Here is a 23,405-nt window from a genome sequence, read left to right as displayed (position 1 = left end):
CACTCGCCGGCCAAGCCGGCAACGTGCCACTGACCCGCGAACTGACCATGAGCCAGGACGACACCTCAGACCTCGCCACGCCGCAGGCGGCGGGCAAGATCGCGCCCGAGGCGGTGGCGCTGCGCGCGCAGCCGCGCCCGGTTACGCGTCTGAACCGGCGCACGCTTACCATCCTCGCCGGCGGCCTGTCGGTCGCCGTGCTCGGCGCGCTGATGTGGTCGCTGCAACCGCAGCGGCGCGGAGCCAGCGAGCAGACCGAGCTTTACAACGTGGATCGCGTGTCGAAGTCCGAAGGACTGGATGCGCTGCCGTCGGATTACTCGAAGCTACCGCCCACCGTTCCCGAGCTGGGGCCGCCGCTGCCGGGCGATCTTGGCCCGGCCATCGTTAAGTCCCAACAGCCGGTGACAGCCGCCTATGCGGCCCCTGGCCATGACCCGAACGACGCGCTGCGCAAGGAGGCCGAAGCGGCCGCGGCTTCGTCCGTGTTCTTCCGCTCGGGTTCGCAGAAGGCCACGCCGGTCGCGCAGTCGCAGGTCGCAGCCGCGCCGGGCTTCGCCGCCAATGCGGCGTTCGACCCGATGGCCGCCGGGCCGGCCTCGACGGCGGCCCAGCCGGCCGACCCGACCGCCGTGCAGAACCGGCAAGACCAGAAAGAGGCTTTCCTGAAAAGTGGTTCTACGGAAACCCGTAATTCCGGCAATCTCACCCTGCCGGCCTCGCCGTATCAGGTCATGGCCGGAACGGTGATTGCAGGTGCCTTGGTAACGGGCATCAAGTCCGACCTTCCGGGCGACGTGATCGCCACGGTGACGGAGCCGGTCAAAGACACTGCTACCGGCGAGTTCCTGCTGATCCCGCAGGGTTCGCGCATCCTCGGGCGCTACAACAGCCAGGTCAGTTACGGGCAGAGCCGCGTGCAGGTGGTGTGGAACCGCATCATCCTGCCGGACACGTCTTCGCTGACGCTCGACAACCTGGCCGGCACCGACCCGGCCGGCTATTCCGGCCTGGAAGACGATGTGGACTGGCATTGGGATCGTGTCTTTGCCGGGGCGGCGCTGACCACGCTGCTGGGCATCGGCGCCGAGCTGGCCGCGCCGGAGAACCGGCAGGACGGCGATCGCGTCATCATCGCCGGGCGTGATAGCGCGCAGGACAGCATCAATCAGGTCGGCCAGGAGATGACCCGCAGAAATCTCAACATTCAGCCCACCTTGACCGAGCGGCCAGGCCTGCCGGTTCGCATCATCGTCAATCGTGATCTGGTGCTGCGGCCATACCAGCCGCTTTTCTTCAACAGGGGGACTTCACGATGAGCACGACCAAGAAGCTGCGGCTCGGGCCACTGCCGAAGACCGAGACCGTCAAGGTCATATTCTCATGCCCGGCTGACCTGAAAGCCGACTTGGAACGCTACGCCGCGCTGCACGCGCAGGCGTATGGCGAGGCCGTAGATGCCGTGACGCTGATCCCGCACATGCTGGGGGCGTTCGTTGCCGGAGATCGCGGATTCAAGAGGAAAACCTCCTGACTCCAGGGCGAAAGGCCCCTTTTGGTGATTAAATGGTATTCATAGGTTGCAAGGAGATACGCAGAATTTCCATGACACGAATCCTGAAACCTTGCTTGTTCGGAAGCTTGGACGCCGCCTCGATGCCTGCCACACACAAGACACTTCACCTCATTCCAGACACTAATGTGTTCATGCAATGCAGGCACCTTCACGAGTTGCCTTGGAGTACGGCATTTCCAGAATGGGATGCCATTGTCGTGGTGCTTGTTGCGCCCGTAATAAGGGAAATTGATAGGCAAAAAGGAGGACAGGGCCGTTTGGCTAAACGTGCGAGAACTGCCAATAGCCTAATTGGCCGGCTCATTGACTCATCTGCCGTTGAACTTGCAGCCGATGGAGAGAAGCCGACAGTAACCTTGGTTGCTATGCCTGAGCTCAGGCCAAATCCCTCTCTTCAAGACGACTTAGATTACACCCAGGCTGATGATTCCATCGTGGGTATCGTTTCAGCGTTTATAAATGCTCAAGAAGGGCGGCAAGCTGCCCTGTTATCAAATGACAATGGGCCATTGATGAGTGCGCGCCGTGTAAGCGTTCCGTTTCATCGGGTGCCGTCAGATTGGCTGCTTCCTGCGGAGGGTGACGATGATCAAAAGCGCCTACGAGCGCTGGAGGGGGAAGTCAAACGCTTGAAAAGTGCTGAGCCGATGTGCGTTATCCAGCCACATGGGGAACCATGGGAGTTCGGTGCGAAGCGCTTCCAGCCTTTGACGGAAGAACAAATACAATCATTGATTGAGATGGTTAAGGAACGATTTCCAGCGGCAACTGATTTCGGTTCACGAGAAAAAGCTGAGCGCCGTCCAGGACTCGGACTAAGCGGAATTTATGCACTTTATGGACGGGAGGAGTTCGTTCCCGCGTCCGATGACGAAATAGCTCTCTACCAGAAAGAGCAATATCCAGATTGGCTGTCACGCTGTGAGACGTGTTTCCACGAGCTGCATTACCAACTCCAAAATGCTCAAGAACTGCCGAGAATCGAAATGGATTTGCTCAACGAAGGTTCACGCCCTGCCGAAGGAGTGAGGGTGGTATTTTATCTTCGTGGTGGCGGCTTATTGCTGAAACTGCCTCAAGAAGACGATGTGTCGGAGAGTGATGGCGACGGAAACCTAAGTGGAGAAATTGAAATAGGTAGGCCTCGCATTGCACTGCCGCGTCCGCCGTCCGCACCAACTGGGCATTGGAAGAGAACTAGTGGCAGTAGTTTGATGGGGGCAATGGAGCAAGCAGCGAGGCTGTCCTCATTGGCGCGTCCTCTAACGCCTCTTATCAATCCCCCTGCGTTTCCTACTCCCCGCGAACCCGATGCCTTCTATTGGAAAATGGGGTCACGTCCGGAATACCCAAGGCCTGGGACTGAGCTCACCTGCGAACAATGGCGGCACCGTGCAGAGCCCGAATCGTTTGAATTCGAGATTATTTCAGCACTTGATAGGGATGACTGTGTAGGGGCGTTGCATGTGGAAATTCATGCATCCAATCTTACAGACCCCATCAAAAAGGCAATCCCGATTAGAGTGTCTGTCAGGATAGGGAGCACTTGGGAAAAGGCGACCGAACTGATCGAGCAGCTCGAATAATTCAGTGGCGTGAAGGAGTGAGCTATGATGGCTGGGCATCTGCCCGTGCTTTGCAGAACGTCGCCGCTACAGCGCGCCCCGACTTGCTTTCGCAAGGCTCTTATGTGGCTCCCCGCCCACAACGCCGCATCCCCTGCAAGTGGCACGAAACAGAGCTAACCTGTTGCCCCGTATATGATTTCAAGCCCCGCGCGATTTGTACGAAGGGCTTGACACCGGCTCTTTTTTGTTGCCCCGAGCGTGTAGGTTAGAAATGAAAAAGCCGCCCCTGCGTGAACAGGGGCGGCTTTCTCTTGTGGCTGGTGCCCGGGGCCGGAATCGAACCGGCACGCCTTGCGGCGGGGGATTTTCTTCCCACTTCGGCTTTCGCCGCCGGCATGCCTGCGCATGACGTTCGTGGTCTGGAGCACGCCTTCACCATAGCTTTTCAGCCTTAGGTGCCCGCCGTCTGCTCTCTACACCTTCCGAGGAACCTTTCGGCTCCAGGGCTTGGCTCGGCATTAGCTCGGACTTGCGTCCAGGGCCTTCACCGAGTTTGACGGGCTTCACCTCTGAGGTTTCCCTCGGAGGGCTCAAATTTGGTCTGAGTCCCCTGCGTCTACCAATTTCACCACCCGGGCAAAATCGTGAAGCAGTCTACAGCAACTACTACCTCGTACTACCTGTCAGGAGCCACCTGGATGACAGTTGGCTCCTATTTGGCTCCTGGACCGAAAAAACGGCTTTCTGTCCAACAGCCCTAAAACCTTCAAAATCCTTGCCTGGCGCGGCTTTAGCAGCGTTGCTGGGGTTCTGCGTATAGGTAGAAGTCCCTATTTTTGAGTCCCCTGCGTCTACCAATTTCACCACCCGGGCACGGGGCGCGCGCAACCTGCGAAGGTTGGCTGGCGGAAAGCTGGCAATTATAAGCTGACTTTTAACTTTGCGCAGGTGGCGGGCTGCCCTGTATCTGGACGGTGCCGTCTGCCAGTACGAACCAGGCTGTCAGCCCCAGTTGCTGCACTAACGGCGCGGTATCGGCCAGGGGCATGTTGGAGAAGGCGGTGGACAGGGCGTCGGCCATGGTGGCGGTGCCGCCCAATACCGAAACGCTGCGATGGCGTGGTTGGGCGTGGCCGGTGCGGGGGTTGAACAGGTGGGTGTGGCGGCCGGCGGGGTCCAGCGGGGTGCCGTAGCCGCCCGATGTTGCCAGGGCCTGGTTATGGATGGCGACGGTGGTGTGGGTTTGATTGGGTTGGTCGGGCCAGGCCAGGCCTACGCGCCATGGGGCCGAGCCGGGCTGGTCGTCCAGGCCCCGGATTTCGCCCAGGTCGACCAAGGCGCGGGGCAGGCCGCCTGCGCGTAGCAGGTCGGTGATGCGGTCGGTGATGTAGCCCTGGGCGATGCCGTTCAGTGTCAGGGCCATGCCGGGCTGCTGCAGGCGGATGTGGCTGCGGCTGATGTGGATGTGTTGGTAGCCGACCCGCTTAAGCGCTTTTTGCAGGGCGCGGGGCGCGGGGCCTGCGGGGTTGGCGCCGGCCTGCTGGAAGTGTTGCGCGTACAGGTTCCACAGGGGCTGCACGCTGGGGTCGAAGGCGCCGCCGGTCAGCCGGCTGTAGTGGGTGCTTTCGCTAAGCAGCCGCACCAGGTCGGCGGGCGGATGCGCCAGGTGGCCTTGTCGGTTGAGCTGGGCAAGGGCGCTGTCGTGGCGGTACAGGCTGAACAGGCTTTCCAGGCGGTGGATTTCGGCCAGGGCCTGGTGCAGCAGCCGCTGGGCAAATGCGGGGCTGGGGTGGTACAGGCGCAGTTCGGCGTCGGCGCCCAAAGCGACGCCGCGCCAGGTGATGGGGTTGATGCTTTGGGCAGGTTGGGGCCGGGATGTGGCGTGCGCCAGGCGCAGCGCGCCGGGCGCCAGGGACAGGGCCGCGGCGGCGGCGGTGATGCCGATGAAGCGGCGGCGGGCGGGCAGCGGGGTGCTCATGTTGGTCTCGACGATCAGGGGGCCGCGACGGGCGGCTGTTGCGAGAAGATGTAGTTTTCGGGTATGTCGGCAAAGCCCAGCACGCGGCCGCCGTGGATCTGGGCGAACGCTTCGGCCTGGCTGCGCTGGCTGAATGGCATGGCGTCTTCGGCGCCCATGCCGCCGATGTAGCGGCTTTCGATGACGTAGTGGGCCTGGCGGGCGTCTATCCAGGCGGCCGGATCGGGTTCGTGGCCGAGTTCGGCGCCTGCCATGTCGTTGACGTAGATGGCGCGGATGGTTTTGGGTTCTTCGGGCAGTACGGTGTAGGCGAAGACTTGCTTGATGGCCGAGAACCATACGGGCGTGTCGCGCCCCTGCAGGAAGATCTGGCCTTTGGGGCCGGTGTGTTCGTCAAGCGCCATGCTGCAGTAGTGGCCGACGGCGTCGGCCAGGTTGGTGTGGGGGGCCGGCATGTCGGCCGCCTGTTGGGTGTCGTTGCCGCAGGCGGCCAGGGTGGCCACCAGCAGTGCGCCGGCCAGCAGCCGGGCGGGGCGGCGAAGGTGGTGCAATGGGTTCATAGGGATTTGCGTTGAAAGCACAGGGCCGCCAGCAGGAAGGGAACGGCGATCCACAGCAGCTGGGCCAGTGCCAGGGTGGACACGGCCAGGCTGGCCTGGCTGCCGACGCCTGCCATGCCGGCGTACATGGCGATGTTTTCGAAGCCGGTAAGGTTCATCAGCCGGTAGACATCGGATGGGTTGAGCAGCAGCAGGATGTCGAGTACTGCGGGGGTGACGCTGCGGCCCTGGTCGGCGGCGAGCAGGCCCAGCAGGGCCATGTCGTAGATGACGACGAAGAACAGCCAGACGGCGATGGCGATGCCCGCCGCGGTGGCGCGTTCGCGCACCAGGGTGCTGATGAGGTAACCCATGGCCAGGAAGCTGGCGCCCAGCAGCACGCTGGCGGCGATCAGCATGGCGAAGGGGCGCCATGCGGCGGCGTCGGCCCCGCCGTGCAGCCACTGCAATGCCAGGCCGGCAAAGCCGTAGCCGGCCGTGGTGGCCAGGGCCAGGATGGCCAGGTGCCCGATGAATTTGCCTACGATGACCTGCCAGCGCGATACGGGGTAGCTGAGCAGCAGGGCCAGTGTGCCGCGGTCGATTTCGCCGACGATGGCGTCGTAGGCCAGCAGCATGGCGATGAGCGGCACCAGGAAGATCGACAGGCTGGACAGGCTGACGACGGTGACGGTAAGCGGGTCGACCTTGACGTCGCCGGTGGGCGCGCTGCCCAGCAGGCCCAGGGACAGCGCCAGCGCGGCCAGCAGCAGCGCTGTGGCCAGCACCCATCGGTTGCGCAGGCCGTCGCGGATTTCTTTGCCGATGATGGCGAGTACGGCGTTCATGATGGGGTCCGTTCGAGCAGGTGCGCGTAGATTTCGTCCAGGCTGGGCGCGTGGACGTCGATATCGGCAATGGGCAGGCTGATGGCCCCCAGGCCGCGCAAGGTGTCGACCTTGCTGGCTTCGGTGCACAGGCATTCGAAGCGCGCGGGCGCGGTTTGCTGCCAGGGGTGGGGCAGGGCATGGGCGGGCGCCGGTTGCGACAGGGTGACGGCGATACGCAGGGGGATGCCGATGGATTGGCGCAATTGTGCAAGCGTGCCGTCGGCGATTTTGCGGCCGCGCTTCATGATGATGACGCGGTCGACCTGGGACGCGATTTCGGCCAGGGCGTGGGTGCTGATCAGGACGGTGGCGCCGGCGTTGCGCAGTTCGCGCACGATGTCGTAGAACATCAGGCGCGAGGCCGGGTCCAGGCCGGTGGTGGGTTCGTCCAGCAGCAGGATGCGCGGCTGGCCCAGCAAGGCCTGGGCCAATGCCAGGCGCTGGCGCATGCCTTTGGAATAGCCGCCCACGCGCCGCCGGGCGGCGTCGGCGATGCCCACGCGCTCGAGCAGGGCGGCGTTGCGCCCCACGGGCTGGCGCTTGAGGCGGGCGTAGAAGTCCAGGGTTTCGGCGCCGGTCATGGCGGGGTGCAGGGCCACGGTTTCGGGCAGGTAACCGATGTGATGGCGCAGGCGCGCGGCCTGGCGGCTGGCGGCGTCGTGCCCCATGAGCAGTACGCGGCCCTGGGTGGGGCGGATAAGACCCAGTATGAGCTTGATCAGCGTGCTTTTGCCGGCGCCGTTGTGGCCGGCCAGGGCGACGCATTCGCCGGCCTGCAATTGCAGATGCACGCCGTCCAGCGCGCGATGGGCGCCGTAATGCCGGGCGGCGGCGGCAAGTTCGACTTGCGTGGTGGTCATGGCGATGCTTCGTGTGAAACGGCGGCCGGCAGCGGCGGCGGGCGCATCAGGGGCGCGCTGTCGATGACGCCGCCGGGCAGCAGTGCGGGAAACTGTGCCTGCGCCCAGCGCACGATGGATACGGCTGGGCTGTTGAGCAGGATGCGGGCGGCGGGAGCGCGCCAGAGGATCTGGTCGATGATGCCGTTGGGGCGATATGCCGTGTCGGCAATGCCGTCGCCATCGAGGTCGAAGGCGGTGTTGTCGCTCCAGTAGTTGCCCCGGCCGTCGCGAGACCAGTCGATGACGCGGGTGCCCACGTACTTGACCTGGTTCTGGTTGTTGATGAACGCGTTGCCGGATATGGTGTTGCCGTCGGACCCGGCGGTGAAGTGAATGCCGATGTCGCAATCCTGAAAGTGGTTGAGTTCGAAGCGGTTGTTGTTGGCGTTGTACAGAAACGCGCATTTGCCGCCGCCGCGCACGCTGTTGCCGGTAATGGTGGCGTCGTTGGCGTAGTTGAACATCAGGCCCTGGTCGCGGCTGCGCAGCGCTACGTTGTTGCGCACCACCAGCCGGTGCGAATACATGATGGCGTAGCCGATGTCGTTGTCTTCGGAAATGTTGTCGCTGACTTCGCTGTCGTTGGTGTACATGTAGTGCACCGCATAGCGCAGCTGGCGGAAGCGGTTGCCGCTGAACAGGTTGTTTTTGCTGGTGTTGGAAAAGATGCCGTCGCGCCCGGCGGATATGTCGTTGTTCAACACCCGGCTGCCGGGGCTGTTCCATACGGATACGCCGTTGCCCCGTTCGGACATGCGCAGTTCGGTGTTGCCGACGATGCGGTTGGCGCGTACCAGGGCGGCGGTGGGGCCCCATACGTACACGCCCATGAGGTTGTCGATGATGTCGTTGTGCTCGACGACGGCGTGGTGGGCCGTGCGGTCGAGGAAGACGCCGGCGTCCATGTCGGGCAGGCTCAGCCCCGACTGGCGGATGCCCAGGTGGCGCAGGGTGACGTGCGGCGCCTGCACCCATACGGTGCGGCCGCGGCGCTCGCCTACGATGACGGCGGACCGGTCGGGCGGGCCTTCGAGCGTAAGCGGTTTGGAGATGACCAGGTTGCCCGGGTAAGTGCCGGGCGCCAGCTGCAAGATATCGCCTTCGCCGGCATTCGATACGGCCTGCTGCAGATCGGCGCCGGGCGGTACCTGAATGACGGCCGATGCCGCCGTGCCGGCCAGGGCAAGCCCGGCCAGGACGGCGGCGATGGCGGCTGCGCCGCGCAAGGCGGCGCGAGGCACATCAGGCATGCGCGCTAGGCCTTTTTGGGCCGCACGATCATGCGCCCGGACATTTCCATGTGCAGCGCATGGCAGAACCACTGGCAGTAGTACCAGTAGACCCCTGGCCGGTCGGCAGTGAAGGTGACCGACGCCGTGGCCTGCGGCCCGATTTCCATGGCGATGCCGTGGCCTTCGAGCGTGAAGCCGTGGGTAAGGTCTTCGATGACTTCCATGTTGGTGACGACGACGGTGACTTCATCGCCCTGGTTGACTTCGAAGTGCTGGATGCTGAACATGGGCGCGACGGCGATCATGTACACGCGCACCTTGTTGCCGTCGCGTACGACCTTGGCGGCTTCTTCGAGCACCACGCCGTCTTTCTTGGCCATCTGGCGGGCGTCTTCCCACATGGGGTCGTCGCGCTTCCAGGCGCTGACCGGATGAACCTTGGACCGGTGCACCAGCAGCATGTCGTGGGGTTCGGCGAAGCTGGGGCCATCGTGCACCAGCTTCATTTCGTCGCCCGAGATGTCGATCAGCTGGTCGTTTTCGGGTTTGAGCGGCCCTACGTTCAGGAAGCGGTCTTTCGAGAACTTGTTCAGCGACACCAGCCACTTGCCGTCGGCTTCGCGGGTTTCGCCCATGGTGCTGTGGTTGTGCCCGGGCTGGTAGTGCACGTCCAGCTTCTGCAGGATGGGGTCGACGTTTTCGCCCTGGTAGGCGCGGCGCGCCTTGTCGATGTTCCACTTGACCATCTGGCTGTCGATGAACAGCGTGGTGTAGGCGTTGCCCCGGCCGTCGAAGGCGGTGTGCAGGGGGCCCAGGCCCAGCTGCGGTTCGGCCACCACGCAGTCGCGCGGCTGGATTTTGTCGTCGAACAGGTCGTCGAGCTTGCGAACGTCTAGCACGGTGACAGTGGGCGAGAGCTTGCCGTTGAGCACGACGTGGATGCCGTCGGGCGCGGCGTTGCAGCCGTGCGGCGAGTTGGGCACCGGAATGTAGCGCGTGTACTTGGAGCCGTGCCGGCCGTCGACAACGGGCACGCCGCCCATGGTTTTGAAGTCGCCGGCCTTGACGGCGGCTTCGATGCGCTTGATGTTGAAGACCACGACCCAGTCTTGCTCGTTGGCCGAGGCTTCTTCGACGGTTACCCCTTTTTCGGAGTTGTAGCAGGTGGCGAAGGCGTATTTGCCCTGGTAGTCGGCGTCGCCGTTGTCGAGGTTGCCGTCTACCAGCACCTGCCAGGCGACTTTCATGGTGTCGCCGTCGATGGCGGTGTAGATGGCAAAGTAGTTTTCTTTGGGGTTGTCGGTTTTGATGCCGTCGTTGGGCAGCGGGACGATGTGTTCGCCGTTGGCAAACACGTAGCCCGTGCGCGGATAGCGTTGCGGACGCAGGCCGTGAATGCCCGACGCGTTGGGGATTTCGATGATTTTGTCGGTTTTCATCACGTCGCAGCGGATGCGGGCGACGCGATTGTTGGCCTTGTCGTTGATGAAGATGTAGCGCCCGTCGTAGGTGCTGTCGGTGAACGACATGTGCGGGTGATGGGCATCACCATTGAGGAACACGCCGCCCTTGTCTTTGAGGAACTCGCGGGTTTCAGGCGTGAGGCCCTCGGTAAGTACGCGGCGGCTTTCGTTGGTGACGCCCCAGCCGGTGGCGCTGCAATGGTTGAACACCGGGATGCGCATGAGTTCGCGCATGGACGGCAGACCCAGGATGCGGACTTCGCCCGATTGGCCTCCGGAGTTGAACGCGTAGTATTCGTCGAGTTCTCCGGGGGCGATGTGGCCAGACTGCCCGGCCGATTTGTTGTCTTTGGCGTGCGCGCCGGTCAGGTGCGCGCCGCCCATGAGCCCTGCGGCGCCGGACAATGCGGCGGTGCCCAGGAAGCCCCGGCGGCTGAGTCCGGTTCGGTCTGGTTTCTGATCGGACATGGTTACTCCTAGTGAGTGTTGGCGTGGTGCCGGTGGGTCAGAAATCGGCGGGCGGCTCGGCGTGGACCTTGGGGCTGGGCATGCGCTGCAGCACGGCCTCGTGGGGTGGCGCCTTGCGGCGTTCGCGCCTGGCCTTTTTCTGGATCAGGTGAGGGCACTTGCCCTCGTGGTGGTACAGCATCTGGCAGTGCAGGCATTGGATGCATTCGTTGGGGTTGATGGCCCCGGTGGGTTCGATGGCCTGAACGGGGCATTCGACGTTGCAGCGCTGGCAGGGGTTGCCGCATTCGTGGTAGCGGCGCAGCCAGTTGAAGACACGCAGGCGCGCAGGAATGGCCAGGGCGGCGCCAAGCGGACACAGGTATCGGCAGAAGAAGCGCTCGATAAACAGGCTTGCCACCAGCAGCAGCACGGCGAACACCACGTAAGGCCAGTCGCGCAGGAAGCGCAGGATGATGGCCGTTTTGAAGGGTTCGACTTCGGCCAGGCGCTCGGCAAAGGCCAGGTCGTACAGCGAGAAACCGAACAGCAGCAGGAAGATGACGTATTTGAGTGTGGCCAGGCGCTGGTTGACTCCGTGCGCAACGGCAATCTGCCGGACGCCCAGCCGCCGGGCCGCGCGGTTGGCGAGTTCTTGCAGCGCGCCGAAGGGGCACAGCCAGCCGCAGAAGGCGCCGCGGTTCCAGAACACCATGGAGATGGCGGTGGCGCACCACAGCAGGAACACCAGCGGGTCCATCAGGAAGGCGTCCCAGCGGAATTCGTTGCGCAGCGCCGTGGTGAACGTCAGAACGTTGACGACCGACAGCTGGGCCTGCGCGTACCAGCCGATCCAGAAGAGTGTGAAGGCCAGGAACGCCAGGCGGGTGCGGTCGTACAGAATGGGGCGGCGGGCGAGCTGGTCCTGGAAGAAGAAGATACCCACCAGTACCGCTAGGCCGATGGCCAGGATGGTCACTTGCCCTTGTTTGGCGGCCCAGATCTGTTTCCAGAGGGCGGGGGCGGCGTCGAGGGCGGGCGCGTCATGGGGCGTGGCCTGGGCCGGCGCTGGGGGCGCCGGCTCGAACTGCGACGCTGCAGCGGTTGGGCGGGTATAGGCCTGGGGCAGTTCGTAGGGCAGGTCGAAGGTGACGAAGGCTTTGTCCTGCACGCTAAGCACGCGTTGCACCATGAGTTGCAGGCGCCAGGGCTGCACGGGATGGAAGCTGGCGTCGTCGGGCACGACAAACAGGGCGACTTCGGAAAACGCCGGCGCGCCGGCCGCGACGACGTCGGCCAGGCGTTGATGATTGCGGTCGCGGAACCGGAAGCTGGCGTCTTGCTGGATGATTTCGATGCGGTCGAAGATGCCGCCCCGCACGTAGCCCGAGCCTTTGAACGAATATGCCCCGTTGCCGGCGACGAGCAGGGCATGCTGGCCGGGCGAGAGCCGCTGCGACAGGTGCTGCCAGGCGGCGTCGCCCAGCAGGCTGCGGCCGATGGTGGGCACGCTGACCAGGGCTGCGTACAGGTCGATGAAAGTATCGGCAGGGTCGGAGGTTTCGGGGCGCGCGGCGGCATCGGCGCGGCCGGTTTGGGCGAACGCCTGGTTGACGTCGCCGACCGATAGCTGCAGGCGCCGGACGGCGCCGTTGTCGAGCAGGGTTTGCCAGGACTGGGCGGGCCCCAGTGTGGGGTCGGGTTCGCGCGCGGGCGCGGATTGGGCCGGAGCCTGGCCTGGGGCGGATGGCTGGGCCGCGCCGCCTATGCCGTGGGCGCGGGCCACGGCGATGGCCGAGCGGGTGATGCTGTCGCCGATGACCATCAGGGTGACCGTGGCGCCGCTGATGATGTCGACAGGCGGCGGGGCGCCATGGCGCGGCGGGGATTCGATGAAGTTCAGCCCCACGTAGCCATGGATGAAGGCTTCGACCTTGGATTGCGGGATGCCGATGAGGACGATGGGTTCGTGGTGTTCGACCAGGCGTGCGCCGGCGATTTGGCCGTTGTCGGCCAGGGCGACGATGATGTCGATGGGTTTGCTGGAATAGCCGCGGGTGTTGACGATGTCGGTCGTCAGGTAGACGTACCCAAGCGGCTGGTTGCCGGCATAGGCCCGGGCCGCGAGCGGCTTGCCTTCGGGCGGACCGATGCGGTCGGCGCCGGGGTAGAGTTCGGCGGGCGGGTACGCAGAAAGAAAGTGAGCCAGGCGTTGCGCGTGGGCGGGTGCGGCCAGCAGGGCGGCCAATGCAAGGAAAAGAAGAAACAGCGCCCGAAACGTGGGGGTGAAGCCTGCTGAAACGGTGCGCCTTGGCATGCGACAACTCTGTGAACTTGTTTGCGCACCATGCTAAGCAGTGGCCGTGGATACCGCCTTGTCTGAAGTCAAGTAGAAACAAAAGGCAAAAGAAAAGCGCCCGCTAGGGGCGCCCGATGGCATGCTTAGAGGCGGATCAGCTGCCCAGCTTGAGCGTGCCCTTCATGATGGCCCAGTGGCCGGGGAACGAGCAGAAGAACGTGTAGTTTTCGCCAGCGGCCAGCTTGGCGGTGTCGAACGTGACGGAGTCGGATTCGCCGCCCCCGATGACCTTGGTGTGCGCGATGACGCGGGCGTCGCCCTGCTTGACGTAGTCGTTGGCCAGCCCGGCGCTCATGCCGTCGGTGGCCACGGGCTGCATGTCGGCCTGCTTGGTAAGTACCCAGTTGTGGCCCATGGCGGCCTTGGCCATTTTGCCCACGTGCTTCAGGTGCACGGTGAACTGCTTGCAGCTGGAGTCGACGACGATTTCTTTGGTGAGGAACTGCATGGCGTCGTTGCTTTCGACGGTGGTTTCGCACTGCGCGGCCAGCGCGGGCAGGGCGGCGGCCGAGAGCAGAATGGCGAGTGAGGCTTTGACCAACATGGGGAATCTCCGGTAATAAGGCGATGGCGAGCCGGGCGGTACGCCGGTGACGCGTCGCACAAGAGCACAGTTTATCGATGGGGGCGAGTGTCGACCTTGACGAAAAACAATGTCTTGGGTGCTCAGGGGTGATAGGCCAACGATACTCCGGGGTCTTGAAATTCTGCGGATTGCCCCTATAACTGGCGAGCCCTTTATGACCACGAGGTTGCGGGCCCGCGGCAGCGCCGCAGGGTTCCGTCCCGTTTTTTAAACCATAAATGCCACTATGACTGAGACCACGACGCCCTCTACGCCCGAGACCATGGGCTTTCAGGCCGAGGTGAAGCAGCTGCTGCACCTGATGATCCACTCGCTGTACAGCAATAAAGAGATCTTCCTGCGCGAGCTGGTGTCCAATGCGTCGGACGCCTGCGACAAGCTGCGGTTTGAAGCGATTGATCAGCCCGACCTGCTGCAAGGCGATGGCGAGCTGGCCATCCGGGTGGACTACGACAAGAGCGCCCGTACCATCACCATTTCGGATAATGGAATCGGCTTGTCGCGCGACGAGGCCATCGCCAATCTGGGCACCATTGCCCGTTCCGGCACGCGCGAGTTCTTTTCGCAGCTGACGGGCGACAAGCAGAAAGACGCGCAGCTTATCGGCCAGTTCGGCGTGGGTTTTTATTCTGCGTTTATCGTGGCCGACAAGGTAACGGTGCTGAGCCGGCGGGCGGGCTCGTCGGAAGCCATTCGCTGGGAGTCCGACGGCCAGGGCGAGTTCAGCATTGCGGCCGCCGAGAAAGAAACGCGCGGCACGGACGTTACGCTGCATCTGCGCGCCGACGAGAACGAACTGCTCAATGGCTGGAAACTGCGCGAGATTCTGCGGCGCTATTCCGACCACATTTCGCTGCCCATCCAGATGGCCAAGGAAGAGTGGGATGCCGATAAGGGCGAGCAGGTCAGGCGCGACGAGCTGGAAACGGTGAACAAGGCCAATGCGTTGTGGTCGCGCAGCAAGGGCGATATCACCGAGGAGCAGTATCGCGAGTTCTACAAGACGATTTCGCACGACTATGATGATCCGCTGGCCTGGACGCACAACCGCGTGGAAGGCCGGACTGAATATACGCAGTTGCTGTATGTGCCCAAGCACGCGCCGTTTGACCTGTGGGATCGCGACGCCCGCCGCGGCGTGAAGCTGTATGTCAAGCGCGTGTTCATCATGGACGATGCCGAGCAGTTGCTGCCGTCGTACCTGCGGTTTGTGCGCGGGGTGATTGATTCGGCCGACCTGCCGCTTAATGTGTCGCGCGAGATTCTGCAGGAAAGCCGCGATGTGCGCGCGATACGCGAAGGGTCTGCCAAGCGGGTGCTGTCGCTGCTGGAAGACCTGGCCGAGAACAAGCCTGAAGATTACGCCGCTTTCTGGACGGAGTTTGGCCAGGTGCTGAAGGAAGGCACGGGCGAGGACCCGTCCAACCAGGAACGCATCGCGAAGCTGCTGCGCTTTGCGTCGACGCACACGGGCGATGCCGCGCAGACGGTTTCGCTGGCTGATTATGTGTCGCGCATGAAGGAAGGGCAGGACAAGATTTACTACGTGTCGGCCGACAGCTTTACCGCGGCCAGCAACAGCCCGCATCTGGAGATCTTCCGCAAGAAGGGGATCGAGGTTCTGCTGTTGTCGGATCGCGTGGACGAATGGATGCTTTCGTACCTGCGCGAGTTCGACGGCAAGTCGCTGGTGTCGGTGGCCAAGGGCGGGCTGGACCTGGAAGCGCTGGCGGACGAGGACGAGAAGAAGCGCCAGACCGAGGTGGCCGAGACGTTCAAGCCGCTGGTGGAGCGGCTGCAGAAGTCGCTGCAAGACCAGGTGAAGGAAGTGCGCGTGACGCTGCGCCTGGTGGATTCGCCGGCTTGCGTGGTGGTGGGCCAGAATGAACTGAGCCCGCATCTGCTGCGTATGTTGAAGGCCGCCGGCCAGCAGGCGCCGGACGTGAAGCCGGTGCTGGAGATCAACCCGGAGCACGCGTTGGTGACGAAGATCCGCGATGCGGATGATGCCGATTTCGAACAGTGGGCGCGGCTGCTGCTGGATCAGGCGCTGCTGGCCGAAGGCGCGCAGATTGCCGATCCGGCGGCGTTTGTGAAGCGCATGAATGCGTTGCTGTTGAAGGCTTGATTGCTTGCGGGGGGTGTCTGACACCTTTTGGTGTCAGACACCTTTCTGTGGGGAGATTGGTTGGCTGTGTGGGGTTGTGGGGTGTCTGACACCTTCGGAGTCAGACACCTTTTTGTGGGGAGATTGGTTGTCTGTGTGAGGTTGTGGGGTGTCTGACACCTTTTGGTGTCAGACACCTTTTTTGCGTCTTCTGAATGTTGCTCGCGCGAGGGGGCGGATTTGGGTCAGTCGGCTTTGAAGCCGGTGGCTTTGACGATGTCGGACCAGCGTTTTGCTTCGCTGTCGAGCAGGCGTTGCAAGTCCTGGCGCGAGGAGCCGACGATGGTGAAGCCGGCGCCTTGCAGGGTGCGGGCGGCTTCGGGGGCGCGCAGGCCGGCGGCGCTTTCGGTTTGCAGAAGGTTCAGCACGGCGTCTGGCGTGCCGGCCGGGGCGAACAGCGCGAACCAGGCGCCGAAATCCACTTTGCCGTAACCCGCTTGCTTGAAGGTGGGCACGTCGGGCATGGTTGCCGAAGGTTCGCTTCCGGTTACGGCCAGTGCGCGCATTTTGCCGCCCTTGACCTGCGGGGCCGCGAGCGCGGTGGTGACGAACGCGGCCTGTACGCCGCCGGAGACCAGGGCCGACACCGCATCGCCCGTGTTGCGGTAGTGCACCGGTTCGATCTTTAAGCCCGCTTCGCGCGCGAAAAGTTCGGCTCCGAAATGGCCGGGCGTGCCTGCGCCGAAGGTGCCGAAGTTGATGCGGTCATCCGCCTGCTTGCCGGCGGCGATGAAGGCCTGCAGGTCTTTGTAGGGCGAGTTGGCGGGCACCACCAGCACGAAGTCCACGCGCACCACTTCCGAGATCGGCGCGAAGTCTTTGGTGGGGTTGTAGTTCAGGTTGCTGTAGGTGGCGGGCGAAATACTGATTGAGCCGACTTCGCCCAGCAACAGGGTGTAGCCATCGGCCGGGCTGCGCGCGACGGCCTGCGCCGCGATCTGCCCGCCCGCGCCGGCGCGGTTCTCGACCACCACGCTTTGCTTGAGGCGCTCGCCCAGTTGCTGGGACAGGGTGCGCGCCACGATGTCAGGGCCTGTTCCGGGAGGAAAGCCCACGTTCAGGCGGATGGGGGCATCGGGATACTGTGCAAGGCCGGCCGCGGGCAGGCAGAACAGGGCGGCGGCGAACAGGCGGCGCAATCGCAGTTGCATGGTGTGTCTCCTGGAAGAATGCCGCGGGTACATGGCCTGCGGCTGGGCGTTTCAGCTAGGTGGGGAAAGGGTCAGCAGACGCGATAGAACGCCAGCTCGACACGGTCGGGGTAACGGGCGCCCGTGCCCACGAACAGGTGTTCGTTGAGCCAGGCCAGGCCCGGCGCAGCGGTTTCAAAGCGCGGGTAGGTGCGGAAGTACAGGCGCGCCGGATCAACGGCTTCGCCCCGGGCGAGCCGGGCGATGTCATCGGCGTTGCCGGTGCGGATGCCGGTGTTTTCTACGTAGACGCGGTGGCCTTCGTCGGTTTCGATGATGTAGCGCGCGTGGATGTCGGTGTATGTGGCCGAGCGTATGGCCTGGAAGTCTGCGCCGCCCGGCAGGATGCGCCCGGCCAGCTTGCCGTACGCCTGCCCGCCCAGGATGGGGATGATGCGCCGGCGCCCCTGGGGCGTGTCGCCGACTTCTTGCGGCGGGCCGACCTGTACGTGCAGCGTGGCAATGTGCTCGAGCCCGGGCGGGGCGGGATGCGTGATCTCGGTCATGGTTGGGCTCCGGTTTGGCGGCGCAGCGCCGCGGGGTCGAACCCGGCCAGCTGCTTGTAGCGCAGCGAGACGGCCTGCAGTTCGTCGTTGGAGATGATGTCGTTGATGTTCTGGAAGCCTTGCGGCGCGCGTTCTTCGGCCATTTGCATGACCTGCTCGGGGCCATTGAGGCGATTGCGCAGCACGATGCCGGCCGTGCGCGGCAGGCGTTCGGCCTCGTACTCGAGCAGGGCGGTTTCCAGTGCGCGCAACTGGCCGCGCCGGACCTGCGCAAGCGAGTCGGCCAGGCACCGGGCATCCAGAATGGCTTGCGCGGATCCGTTCGACCCGATGGGATACATGGGATGGGCGGCATCGCCCAGCAAGGTCAGGCGGCCGCGCGTCCAGCGCGGCAGCGGGTCGCGGTCGACCAGCGGAAACTCGTAGATGGCCTGCGCGCCATCGATGATGGCCGGAATGTCGATCCAGTCCCAGCGCCAGTCGGCGAACCGGTCGGCGAACACCGACTTGTCGACGCTGCGGTTCCAGTCGGTGGCGGGCAGCGTGGCGTCGGGAATCGCCAGTTCGGCAATCCAATTGATCAGCGACCTGCCGTCGCGCCGCAGGGGTTCCGAAATCGGATAACAAACAAATTTCTGGTCCTGGTGGCCGGCCATGAACATGGTGCGGCCGTCCAGGTACGGGTCTGCTTCGGTAACCGCGCGCCACAGCATGCGCCCGGAAAAACGGGGCTCGTCGCCAGTGGGATAGAACTGGCGGCGCAAGGCGGAATGGATGCCATCGGCGCCGACCACCGCGTCTGCCTGGACGGTATGCACAGAGCCGTCGGCGCGGCTGCGGAACGTGGCGCAGGCGCGGTCACCGTCCTGGCTGGCGCTTTCCAGGGCCATGCCGGTGACGATGGCATCCGGCCCGAGCCGCGCGCGTACGGTGTCGGCCAGCAGCATCTGGAATTCGCCGCGGTGAATCGAAAATTGCGGCAGTGGATAGCCGGCCTGCAGGCCACGGGGCTCGCGCCAGATGGGTTGGCCGAGTTTGTTGTAGTAGTGCAGGGACGACGTGGCAATCGCCCGTTCGGACAACAGGTCGAGCAACCCCAGTTGTTCAAGTTCGTTGACCGCGTGAGGCAGCAGGTTGATGCCGACTCCCAGGGGGCGCAGCACCTGCGCGCTTTCGTAGACGCGGCAATCGACGCCGCGCTGGTGCAGCATCAGCGCGAGCGCCAGCCCGCCGATGCCCGCACCGGCGATGGTGATCTGCATGGTCTCTCTCCAGGCATTTTTTTATTGTTATGCACCATAACAAATGTGTCGGCGGACGCACACTGGGACTAACCCGAGCCGGTAGCGCGCACGGGAAGTCTGGGGTAGTGTGTAGTCCCCTTTTCAGCGATTGTGTTTGCCATGCCACCAGCTTCATCGTTCAGGCCGCGCCGGCCCCTGGCCCGCGGCGAGCACTTCGACCCGCACGTGCCCGGCGTGGAATATGGCGTGCTGGACGAGCTGGTGGGCTACGCCATACGGCGGGCGCAGATTCTTATCTACGAAGATTTCCTGGCCGCGCTGGCGCCTTGGGACATTACGCCGCAGCGGTTTTCTGCACTGACGCTGATTGCCGCGAACCCGCGCCTGAAACTGACCGAGCTGGCTCGCATCCTGGGCATCGCCCGGTCGGGCGCGGTGCAGCTGGTGGATCAGCTGCAGGCCCTGGGATATGTGAGTCGGGAAGATGCCGCCGGCGACCGCCGCGCGTATTCACTGGTGGCCACGCCGGCCGGCAAGCGCGCGCATGTGGAAATAACCCGGGCAGTGCGCGCCCACGATACGCGTATCAGCGCCCGGCTGGGCGCCGCCGAGCGCGCGCAGCTGATTGCCTTGCTGGGCCGGCTGGGCTAGGACGCCCGCGCGGATCACGACAACGGCAGTGTCAGCACGCCTTGCGGCGCCGGGCGCATCATCAGGCGGCGATACCAGGCCGACAGGGCCGGCGTGGCAGGGCGTTCGATGGGCATGCCCAGCCAGCGATGGGCCACGCAGCCCAGGACGATGTCGCCCATGGTGAAATGGCTGCCGGCTATGTATTCGCAACCTTGCAGCGCGGCATCGAGCATCTGGCCCAGCTGGTTGGTTCTGTGGATCGATTCGGCAATGGCGGTCGCATCGCGTTGCGGTTCGGGAGTGCGGCACAGGCCGACAAAGGCCGGCACCATGGCGACCTGCCATTCGGTGGCAGTCCAGTCCATCCAGCGGTCGGCCTGAGCGCGCACCGCCACATCGGCGGGCCATAGCCCGCCCTCGTTGTATCGGGCGGCCAGGTAGCGCACGATGGCATTGGATTCCCACAACACCAGGCCGCCATCGTCGATGACGGGCACTTTGCGGTTGGGGTTCATGTTGCCGTATTCGGGTGTGTCGAGCCCGCCGAACTGCCCGCCCACGTGCTCGGTGGTATGAGGCAGCGCCAGTTCGCGGACAGTCCAGAGCACCTTCTGTACGTTGACCGAATTCGGGCGTCCCCAGATCTTGAGCATGTTGGTTCCTTGATTAGCGTGGCGGCAGCTGGCGGCGCGCGAAGCTGGCCAGCCGGCCAAAGCGTGGCCAGTTGAAAGCGGGGCCGGGATCGGTTTTGCGGCCGGGGGCGATATGCTCGTGGCCGCGAACCGTTCGCAAAGGATAGCGCGTGCGCAGCAGTCGCGCCAATTTCGCCAGCGTGGCGTATTGCGCGTCGGTGTAGGGCTGCGTGTCGGTGCCTTCGAGCTCGATGCCCAGCGAAAAATCATTGCAGCGCTCGCGCCCGTCCAGGCGCGACACGCCGGCGTGCCAGGCCCGCGCTTCGGTAGAGACGAACTGCGTGATATTGCCCTGGCGATCAATGAAAAAGTGCGCCGATACGCGCAGGCCGCGCAGGCGTTCGAGCCAGGGGTGGGCGCCGTAGTCCAGGCGGTTCAGGAACAGGTTGGCAACGTGCGGGCCGCCGAATTGTCCGGGCGGCAGGCTGATGTTGTGAATGACCAGGAGCGAAACCGGCATGCCGCGGGGGCGGGCGTCGCAATTCGGCGATGGCATCAGGCGCACGCCCGGCGCGGGCGCCAGCCACCCGTGTCGATCGAGCTGAAAATACATGGGTACGGCTCATCTCGTGGGGTAAGCGTTGCCCCCATTATGCCTGCCTTGGCCGACCCGGCCGGGGCGCCTAGCGTTGGCCCAGACGGGCGTGGTCGCTGCTGCACCAGGTCTTGCCGTCGAGCAGCACGGCTTCGGAACGCGGCAGGTGAATGCCGCAATGGGCGCAGCGCACCATGGATTCGACAGGCTCTTCGCCGGGCCGTCGCGCTGGCGTGCCGGCGCCCCTGGATTCGCGCCGGCTGGCTGCGCGGGACGACACAATGCGGGCGATCATCATGACCGCCAGGATGATGATGACCCAAAGTAACAACTTACCCACGTCAGCTCCGATGCAGTATGACTTCGAGTACGAACCGGCTGCCGGTATAGGCCAGGATCAGGAAAGCGAAGCCCGTCAGCGTCCAGCGCAGCGCCACGCGCCCGCGCCACCCCCGGATATGGCGCCCGAGCAGCAATACGCCGAAGGTCAGCCATGACAGCAGGGTGAAAACGGTTTTGTGATCGAACGGCAGCACCTTGCCGGTAAGCTGCATGGACGCGATCGAGCCCGAGGCCACCGCGGCCGTCAGTACGGCGAAACCGATCCAGATCACCCGGAACAGCAGCTGTTCTTGCACCAGCAGCGGCGGCTGGGCATCCAGGATGCGGCCGACGATGCTGCGTTCGGCGGGTGCGTCCAGCGGCCGGTGCAGATGGCGGTCGAGCAGGGCCATCAGCAGGGCATGCAGGGCGGCAACGGTGATCAGGGCGTAGGCGGCCAGGGCGATCAGCAAGTGCAGGCGCAGCCAGCCGCTGTCGGCGTGCGGAACCAGTTGGCCCTGCGGGAACAACGCCGCCATGGCGCATACGACGGCCGCGGCCGGCAACAGCAGCAGTTGCAGGCCGTCGATGCGCACCAGCAGGCTTTCGAGCCAGAATACCACCAGCCCCAGCCAGACCGTGGCCGACAGGGCCAGCGCCCACCCGACAAACAACCCGGAACCGCTCAGCATGGCGTACTGCAGCCCCGCGCCATGGATTACCAGCGCGAGCAGCAGGAACGCGCGCGCGATGCGGCCGGTTTTCTCGATGCTGCCCGCCCCTTGCAGGCGGCGCCACAACCCCGCAACGAGTACGGCGTATGCCAGCGCGGCCACGGCGTGAAATACAATGCCTAATGACATAAATACCGTTGTCTGGATGGGGCCCCTGGGGCGCTCGTCGCCGGTGGGCGCAAAAGCCGTCCGCCCGGGCCTCTGTTCAATCAACTAGTGTAAGCGGAAACGCCTCTCATGCTCGATAACCTTACTCAACGCCTGTCGCGTGTCGTCAAGACACTGCGCGGCGAAGCCCGCCTTACCGAAGCCAACACGCAGGAAATGCTGCGCGAGGTCCGTATGGCGCTGCTCGAGGCCGATGTGGCCTTGCCGGTCGTGCGCGACTTTATCTCCCGGGTAAAAGAAAAGGCACTGGGCGAAGAGGTGGTGGGCAGCCTGAGCCCCGGCCAGGCCCTGGTGGGTGTGGTCAGCCGGGAACTGACCTCGCTCATGGGCGGCGACCTGGGCGCGGCGGCGGGCGAATTGTCGCTGGCGGTGCAGCCGCCGGCCGTCATCCTGATGGCCGGCCTGCAGGGCGCCGGCAAAACCACGACCACGGGCAAGCTGGGCCGCTGGCTGGCGCAGGGCCTGCACGTGCAGAATGGGCGCAACACCGGCAAGAAGAAAGTGCTGACGGTCAGCGCCGACGTCTACCGTCCCGCAGCTATCGAACAGCTGAAAACGGTGGCGCAGCAGGCAGGCATTGATTTCCTGCCGTCGGACCCCAGCCAGAAGCCCGAAGATATCGCGCGCGATGCGGTAGAACACGCGCGGCGGCATCATTACGACGTGCTGATCCTGGATACGGCGGGCCGCCTGGGCATCGACGAAGCCATGATGCGCGAGATCCGCGCGCTGCACGACCTGGTGCGTCCGGTGGAAACGCTGTTCGTGGTGGACGCCATGCAGGGCCAGGACGCGGTAAACACCGCACGCGCCTTTGCCGAGGCGTTGCCGCTGACCGGCGTGGTGCTGACCAAGCTCGACGGCGATGCCCGCGGCGGCGCGGCGCTGTCGGTGCGGCATGTAACGGGCAAGCCCCTGAAGTTCGTGGGGGTGTCCGAAAAGCTCGATGGATTCGAACCCTTTCACCCCGACCGCATGGCCCAGCGGGTGCTGGGCATGGGCGACATTGTGTCGTTGGTCGAGCAGGCGCAGAAGAACATCGATATCGCCGAAGCGCAGAAGCTGGCGACCAAGCTGAAGTCGGGCGACAAGTTCAACCTGAACGATTTCCGCGAGCAATTGGGCCAGGTGAAGAAGCTGGGCGACATGGGGTCTTTGCTGGAAAAGCTGCCCGCGCAGTTCCAGCAGGCCGCCGGCCAGCTGCAGGGCGGCCAGGCCGAAAAGCAGCTGCGTCGCACCGAGGGCATCCTGAATTCCATGACACCCGGCGAACGCGCCAAGCCCGAGCTCATCAAGGCCTCGCGCAAGCGCCGCATTGCGGCCGGCGCGGGAGTGCCGGTGCAGGAAGTCAACCGCCTGCTTGCCCAGTTCGAACAGATGCAGGGCATGATGAAGCAGATGAAAAAGGGCGGGATGTCGAAGATGATGCGCGCCATGGGCGGCATGAAAGGCCTGGGGCGCTTCGGCGGATTCCGCTGACGGGGCGGGGTGCGTTGGCGGGTGTCTGACGCCTTTGGAGCGGATGTGCGGGACTGGGGGTGTCTGACACCTTGTATCTTGAAGGCGGTGGTGATTAGCTATCGCTACTAGCGTATCCGGTGAGTTTGTTCTGACACCGAAAGCCTGGACTTTGTGACGCAGATTAGGCCCCGGATGCGCGCCTCTGAGAGCCGAC

At 64.3% G+C, this 23,405-nt stretch carries 21 protein-coding genes; 6 read left to right on the top strand and 15 right to left on the bottom strand.

The genetic code is table 11. The features are described 5' to 3' along the window. Nucleotides 1-47 precede the first annotated feature (47 nt). The 3 genes from CAL19_RS15960 to CAL19_RS15950 all read left to right on the top strand — a co-directional run bounded on the left by CAL19_RS15960 (nt 48) and on the right by CAL19_RS15950 (nt 3,162). Complete coding sequence (locus CAL19_RS15960; RefSeq protein WP_094797718.1) at nt 48-1,319, top strand: TrbI/VirB10 family protein; 1,272 nt, start codon at nt 48-50, stop codon at nt 1,317-1,319. Beyond that, nucleotides 1,316-1,534, top strand: coding sequence for a DUF2274 domain-containing protein (locus CAL19_RS15955; RefSeq protein WP_094797358.1), 219 nt, complete (start codon nt 1,316-1,318; stop codon nt 1,532-1,534). The genes CAL19_RS15960 and CAL19_RS15955 overlap by 4 nt, the downstream gene beginning before the upstream one ends. Nucleotides 1,535-1,605: 71 nt before the next feature. After that, nucleotides 1,606-3,162 carry a PIN domain-containing protein gene (locus CAL19_RS15950; RefSeq protein ID WP_170941555.1) on the top strand — a complete coding sequence of 519 codons (1,557 nt, stop codon included), beginning with the start codon at nt 1,606-1,608 and terminating at the stop codon, nt 3,160-3,162. Between the two features lie 916 nt (nt 3,163-4,078). On the opposite strand, the gene CAL19_RS15945 is transcribed toward CAL19_RS15950, so the two are convergent. The 8 genes from CAL19_RS15945 to azu form a co-directional block, all read right to left on the bottom strand. Next, complete coding sequence (locus CAL19_RS15945) at nt 4,079-5,122, bottom strand: FAD:protein FMN transferase (RefSeq protein WP_094797356.1); 1,044 nt, start codon at nt 5,120-5,122, stop codon at nt 4,079-4,081. Between the two features lie 14 nt (nt 5,123-5,136). Further along, nucleotides 5,137-5,682, bottom strand: a complete 546-nt coding sequence (locus tag CAL19_RS15940; RefSeq protein WP_094797355.1) for a nitrous oxide reductase accessory protein NosL — start codon at nt 5,680-5,682, stop codon at nt 5,137-5,139. Then, nucleotides 5,679-6,509, bottom strand: coding sequence for an ABC transporter permease (locus tag CAL19_RS15935; RefSeq protein ID WP_026638975.1), 831 nt, complete (start codon nt 6,507-6,509; stop codon nt 5,679-5,681). The genes CAL19_RS15940 and CAL19_RS15935 overlap by 4 nt, the downstream gene beginning before the upstream one ends. Then, entirely contained in the window at nt 6,506-7,411 is a 906-nt protein-coding gene (locus CAL19_RS15930) for an ABC transporter ATP-binding protein (protein ID WP_026638976.1), read from the bottom strand. The genes CAL19_RS15935 and CAL19_RS15930 overlap by 4 nt, the downstream gene beginning before the upstream one ends. Then, a complete protein-coding gene (locus tag CAL19_RS15925) occupies nt 7,408-8,703 on the bottom strand; it encodes a nitrous oxide reductase family maturation protein NosD (protein ID WP_094797354.1) in 1,296 nt (431 codons plus the stop codon). The genes CAL19_RS15930 and CAL19_RS15925 overlap by 4 nt, the downstream gene beginning before the upstream one ends. A gap of 5 nt (nt 8,704-8,708) precedes the next feature. Next, nucleotides 8,709-10,616 carry a TAT-dependent nitrous-oxide reductase gene (nosZ, locus tag CAL19_RS15920; RefSeq protein WP_026638978.1) on the bottom strand — a complete coding sequence of 636 codons (1,908 nt, stop codon included), beginning with the start codon at nt 10,614-10,616 and terminating at the stop codon, nt 8,709-8,711. A 37-nt stretch (nt 10,617-10,653) separates the two neighbouring features. Further along, the gene (locus tag CAL19_RS15915; protein WP_094797353.1) at nt 10,654-12,912 is read right to left on the bottom strand and encodes a NosR/NirI family protein; all 2,259 of its coding nucleotides are present in this window, start codon (nt 12,910-12,912) and stop codon (nt 10,654-10,656) included. A 136-nt stretch (nt 12,913-13,048) separates the two neighbouring features. Beyond that, complete coding sequence (azu, locus tag CAL19_RS15910; RefSeq protein WP_026638980.1) at nt 13,049-13,498, bottom strand: azurin; 450 nt, start codon at nt 13,496-13,498, stop codon at nt 13,049-13,051. 268 nt (nt 13,499-13,766) lie between these two features. On the opposite strand from azu, the gene htpG reads away from it, so the two are divergent. Next, nucleotides 13,767-15,668 carry a molecular chaperone HtpG gene (htpG, locus tag CAL19_RS15905; protein ID WP_094797352.1) on the top strand — a complete coding sequence of 634 codons (1,902 nt, stop codon included), beginning with the start codon at nt 13,767-13,769 and terminating at the stop codon, nt 15,666-15,668. Nucleotides 15,669-15,892: 224 nt separating this feature from the next. Here htpG and CAL19_RS15900 read toward each other — a convergent pair whose 3' ends face one another. From CAL19_RS15900 to CAL19_RS15890, 3 genes are all read right to left on the bottom strand, one after another. Then, complete coding sequence (locus CAL19_RS15900; RefSeq protein WP_094797351.1) at nt 15,893-16,858, bottom strand: Bug family tripartite tricarboxylate transporter substrate binding protein; 966 nt, start codon at nt 16,856-16,858, stop codon at nt 15,893-15,895. A 71-nt stretch (nt 16,859-16,929) separates the two neighbouring features. Continuing rightward, nucleotides 16,930-17,403 (bottom strand): DUF3237 domain-containing protein, encoded by a 474-nt coding sequence (locus CAL19_RS15895; protein ID WP_094797350.1) that lies wholly within the window; start codon nt 17,401-17,403, stop codon nt 16,930-16,932. Then, nucleotides 17,400-18,665 carry a flavin-dependent oxidoreductase gene (locus tag CAL19_RS15890; protein WP_094797349.1) on the bottom strand — a complete coding sequence of 422 codons (1,266 nt, stop codon included), beginning with the start codon at nt 18,663-18,665 and terminating at the stop codon, nt 17,400-17,402. Before CAL19_RS15890 ends, CAL19_RS15895 begins: the two co-directional genes overlap by 4 nt. 141 nt (nt 18,666-18,806) lie before the next feature. Here CAL19_RS15890 and CAL19_RS15885 point away from each other — a divergent pair, with 141 nt between their 5' ends. Further along, nucleotides 18,807-19,298 (top strand): MarR family winged helix-turn-helix transcriptional regulator, encoded by a 492-nt coding sequence (locus tag CAL19_RS15885; protein ID WP_026638985.1) that lies wholly within the window; start codon nt 18,807-18,809, stop codon nt 19,296-19,298. Nucleotides 19,299-19,312: 14 nt separating this feature from the next. On the opposite strand, the gene CAL19_RS15880 is transcribed toward CAL19_RS15885, so the two are convergent. From CAL19_RS15880 to CAL19_RS15865, 4 genes are all read right to left on the bottom strand, one after another. Beyond that, nucleotides 19,313-19,933 carry a glutathione S-transferase family protein gene (locus tag CAL19_RS15880; RefSeq protein WP_026638986.1) on the bottom strand — a complete coding sequence of 207 codons (621 nt, stop codon included), beginning with the start codon at nt 19,931-19,933 and terminating at the stop codon, nt 19,313-19,315. Nucleotides 19,934-19,946: 13 nt separating this feature from the next. Then, on the bottom strand, nt 19,947-20,525 hold the full coding sequence (gene ampD / locus CAL19_RS15875; RefSeq protein ID WP_094797348.1) for a 1,6-anhydro-N-acetylmuramyl-L-alanine amidase AmpD: 579 nt from the start codon (nt 20,523-20,525) through the stop codon (nt 19,947-19,949). Nucleotides 20,526-20,595: 70 nt separating this feature from the next. Continuing rightward, nucleotides 20,596-20,847, bottom strand: a complete 252-nt coding sequence (locus tag CAL19_RS15870; RefSeq protein ID WP_026638988.1) for a PP0621 family protein — start codon at nt 20,845-20,847, stop codon at nt 20,596-20,598. A 1-nt stretch (nt 20,848) separates the two neighbouring features. After that, nucleotides 20,849-21,691 carry a cytochrome C assembly family protein gene (locus tag CAL19_RS15865; protein ID WP_026638989.1) on the bottom strand — a complete coding sequence of 281 codons (843 nt, stop codon included), beginning with the start codon at nt 21,689-21,691 and terminating at the stop codon, nt 20,849-20,851. A 108-nt stretch (nt 21,692-21,799) separates the two neighbouring features. On the opposite strand from CAL19_RS15865, the gene ffh reads away from it, so the two are divergent. Continuing rightward, nucleotides 21,800-23,209 (top strand): signal recognition particle protein, encoded by a 1,410-nt coding sequence (gene ffh, locus CAL19_RS15860; RefSeq protein ID WP_026638990.1) that lies wholly within the window; start codon nt 21,800-21,802, stop codon nt 23,207-23,209. The last annotated feature ends 196 nt before the right edge of the window (nt 23,210-23,405 follow it).

This window comes from Bordetella genomosp. 7, from assembly GCF_002261265.1.
GTDB lineage: Bacteria > Pseudomonadota > Gammaproteobacteria > Burkholderiales > Burkholderiaceae_B > Bordetella_A.
The sequence above is the reverse complement of the archived record's forward strand: the minus strand, read 5'-3'. Positions and strand labels throughout refer to the sequence as shown.

Coding starts and splice junctions, on each gene's coding strand:
- CAL19_RS15960 (WP_094797718.1), top strand. CDS start 48: ATGAGCCAGGACGACACCTCAGACCTCGCCACGCCGCAGGCGGCGGGC.
- CAL19_RS15955 (WP_094797358.1), top strand. CDS start 1,316: ATGAGCACGACCAAGAAGCTGCGGCTCGGGCCACTGCCGAAGACCGAG.
- CAL19_RS15950 (WP_170941555.1), top strand. CDS start 1,606: ATGACACGAATCCTGAAACCTTGCTTGTTCGGAAGCTTGGACGCCGCC.
- CAL19_RS15945 (WP_094797356.1), bottom strand. CDS start 5,122: ATGAGCACCCCGCTGCCCGCCCGCCGCCGCTTCATCGGCATCACCGCC.
- CAL19_RS15940 (WP_094797355.1), bottom strand. CDS start 5,682: ATGAACCCATTGCACCACCTTCGCCGCCCCGCCCGGCTGCTGGCCGGC.
- CAL19_RS15935 (WP_026638975.1), bottom strand. CDS start 6,509: ATGAACGCCGTACTCGCCATCATCGGCAAAGAAATCCGCGACGGCCTG.
- CAL19_RS15930 (WP_026638976.1), bottom strand. CDS start 7,411: ATGACCACCACGCAAGTCGAACTTGCCGCCGCCGCCCGGCATTACGGC.
- CAL19_RS15925 (WP_094797354.1), bottom strand. CDS start 8,703: ATGCCTGATGTGCCTCGCGCCGCCTTGCGCGGCGCAGCCGCCATCGCC.
- nosZ (WP_026638978.1), bottom strand. CDS start 10,616: ATGTCCGATCAGAAACCAGACCGAACCGGACTCAGCCGCCGGGGCTTC.
- CAL19_RS15915 (WP_094797353.1), bottom strand. CDS start 12,912: ATGCCAAGGCGCACCGTTTCAGCAGGCTTCACCCCCACGTTTCGGGCG.
- azu (WP_026638980.1), bottom strand. CDS start 13,498: ATGTTGGTCAAAGCCTCACTCGCCATTCTGCTCTCGGCCGCCGCCCTG.
- htpG (WP_094797352.1), top strand. CDS start 13,767: ATGACTGAGACCACGACGCCCTCTACGCCCGAGACCATGGGCTTTCAG.
- CAL19_RS15900 (WP_094797351.1), bottom strand. CDS start 16,858: ATGCAACTGCGATTGCGCCGCCTGTTCGCCGCCGCCCTGTTCTGCCTG.
- CAL19_RS15895 (WP_094797350.1), bottom strand. CDS start 17,403: ATGACCGAGATCACGCATCCCGCCCCGCCCGGGCTCGAGCACATTGCC.
- CAL19_RS15890 (WP_094797349.1), bottom strand. CDS start 18,665: ATGCAGATCACCATCGCCGGTGCGGGCATCGGCGGGCTGGCGCTCGCG.
- CAL19_RS15885 (WP_026638985.1), top strand. CDS start 18,807: ATGCCACCAGCTTCATCGTTCAGGCCGCGCCGGCCCCTGGCCCGCGGC.
- CAL19_RS15880 (WP_026638986.1), bottom strand. CDS start 19,933: ATGCTCAAGATCTGGGGACGCCCGAATTCGGTCAACGTACAGAAGGTG.
- ampD (WP_094797348.1), bottom strand. CDS start 20,525: ATGTATTTTCAGCTCGATCGACACGGGTGGCTGGCGCCCGCGCCGGGC.
- CAL19_RS15865 (WP_026638989.1), bottom strand. CDS start 21,691: ATGTCATTAGGCATTGTATTTCACGCCGTGGCCGCGCTGGCATACGCC.
- ffh (WP_026638990.1), top strand. CDS start 21,800: ATGCTCGATAACCTTACTCAACGCCTGTCGCGTGTCGTCAAGACACTG.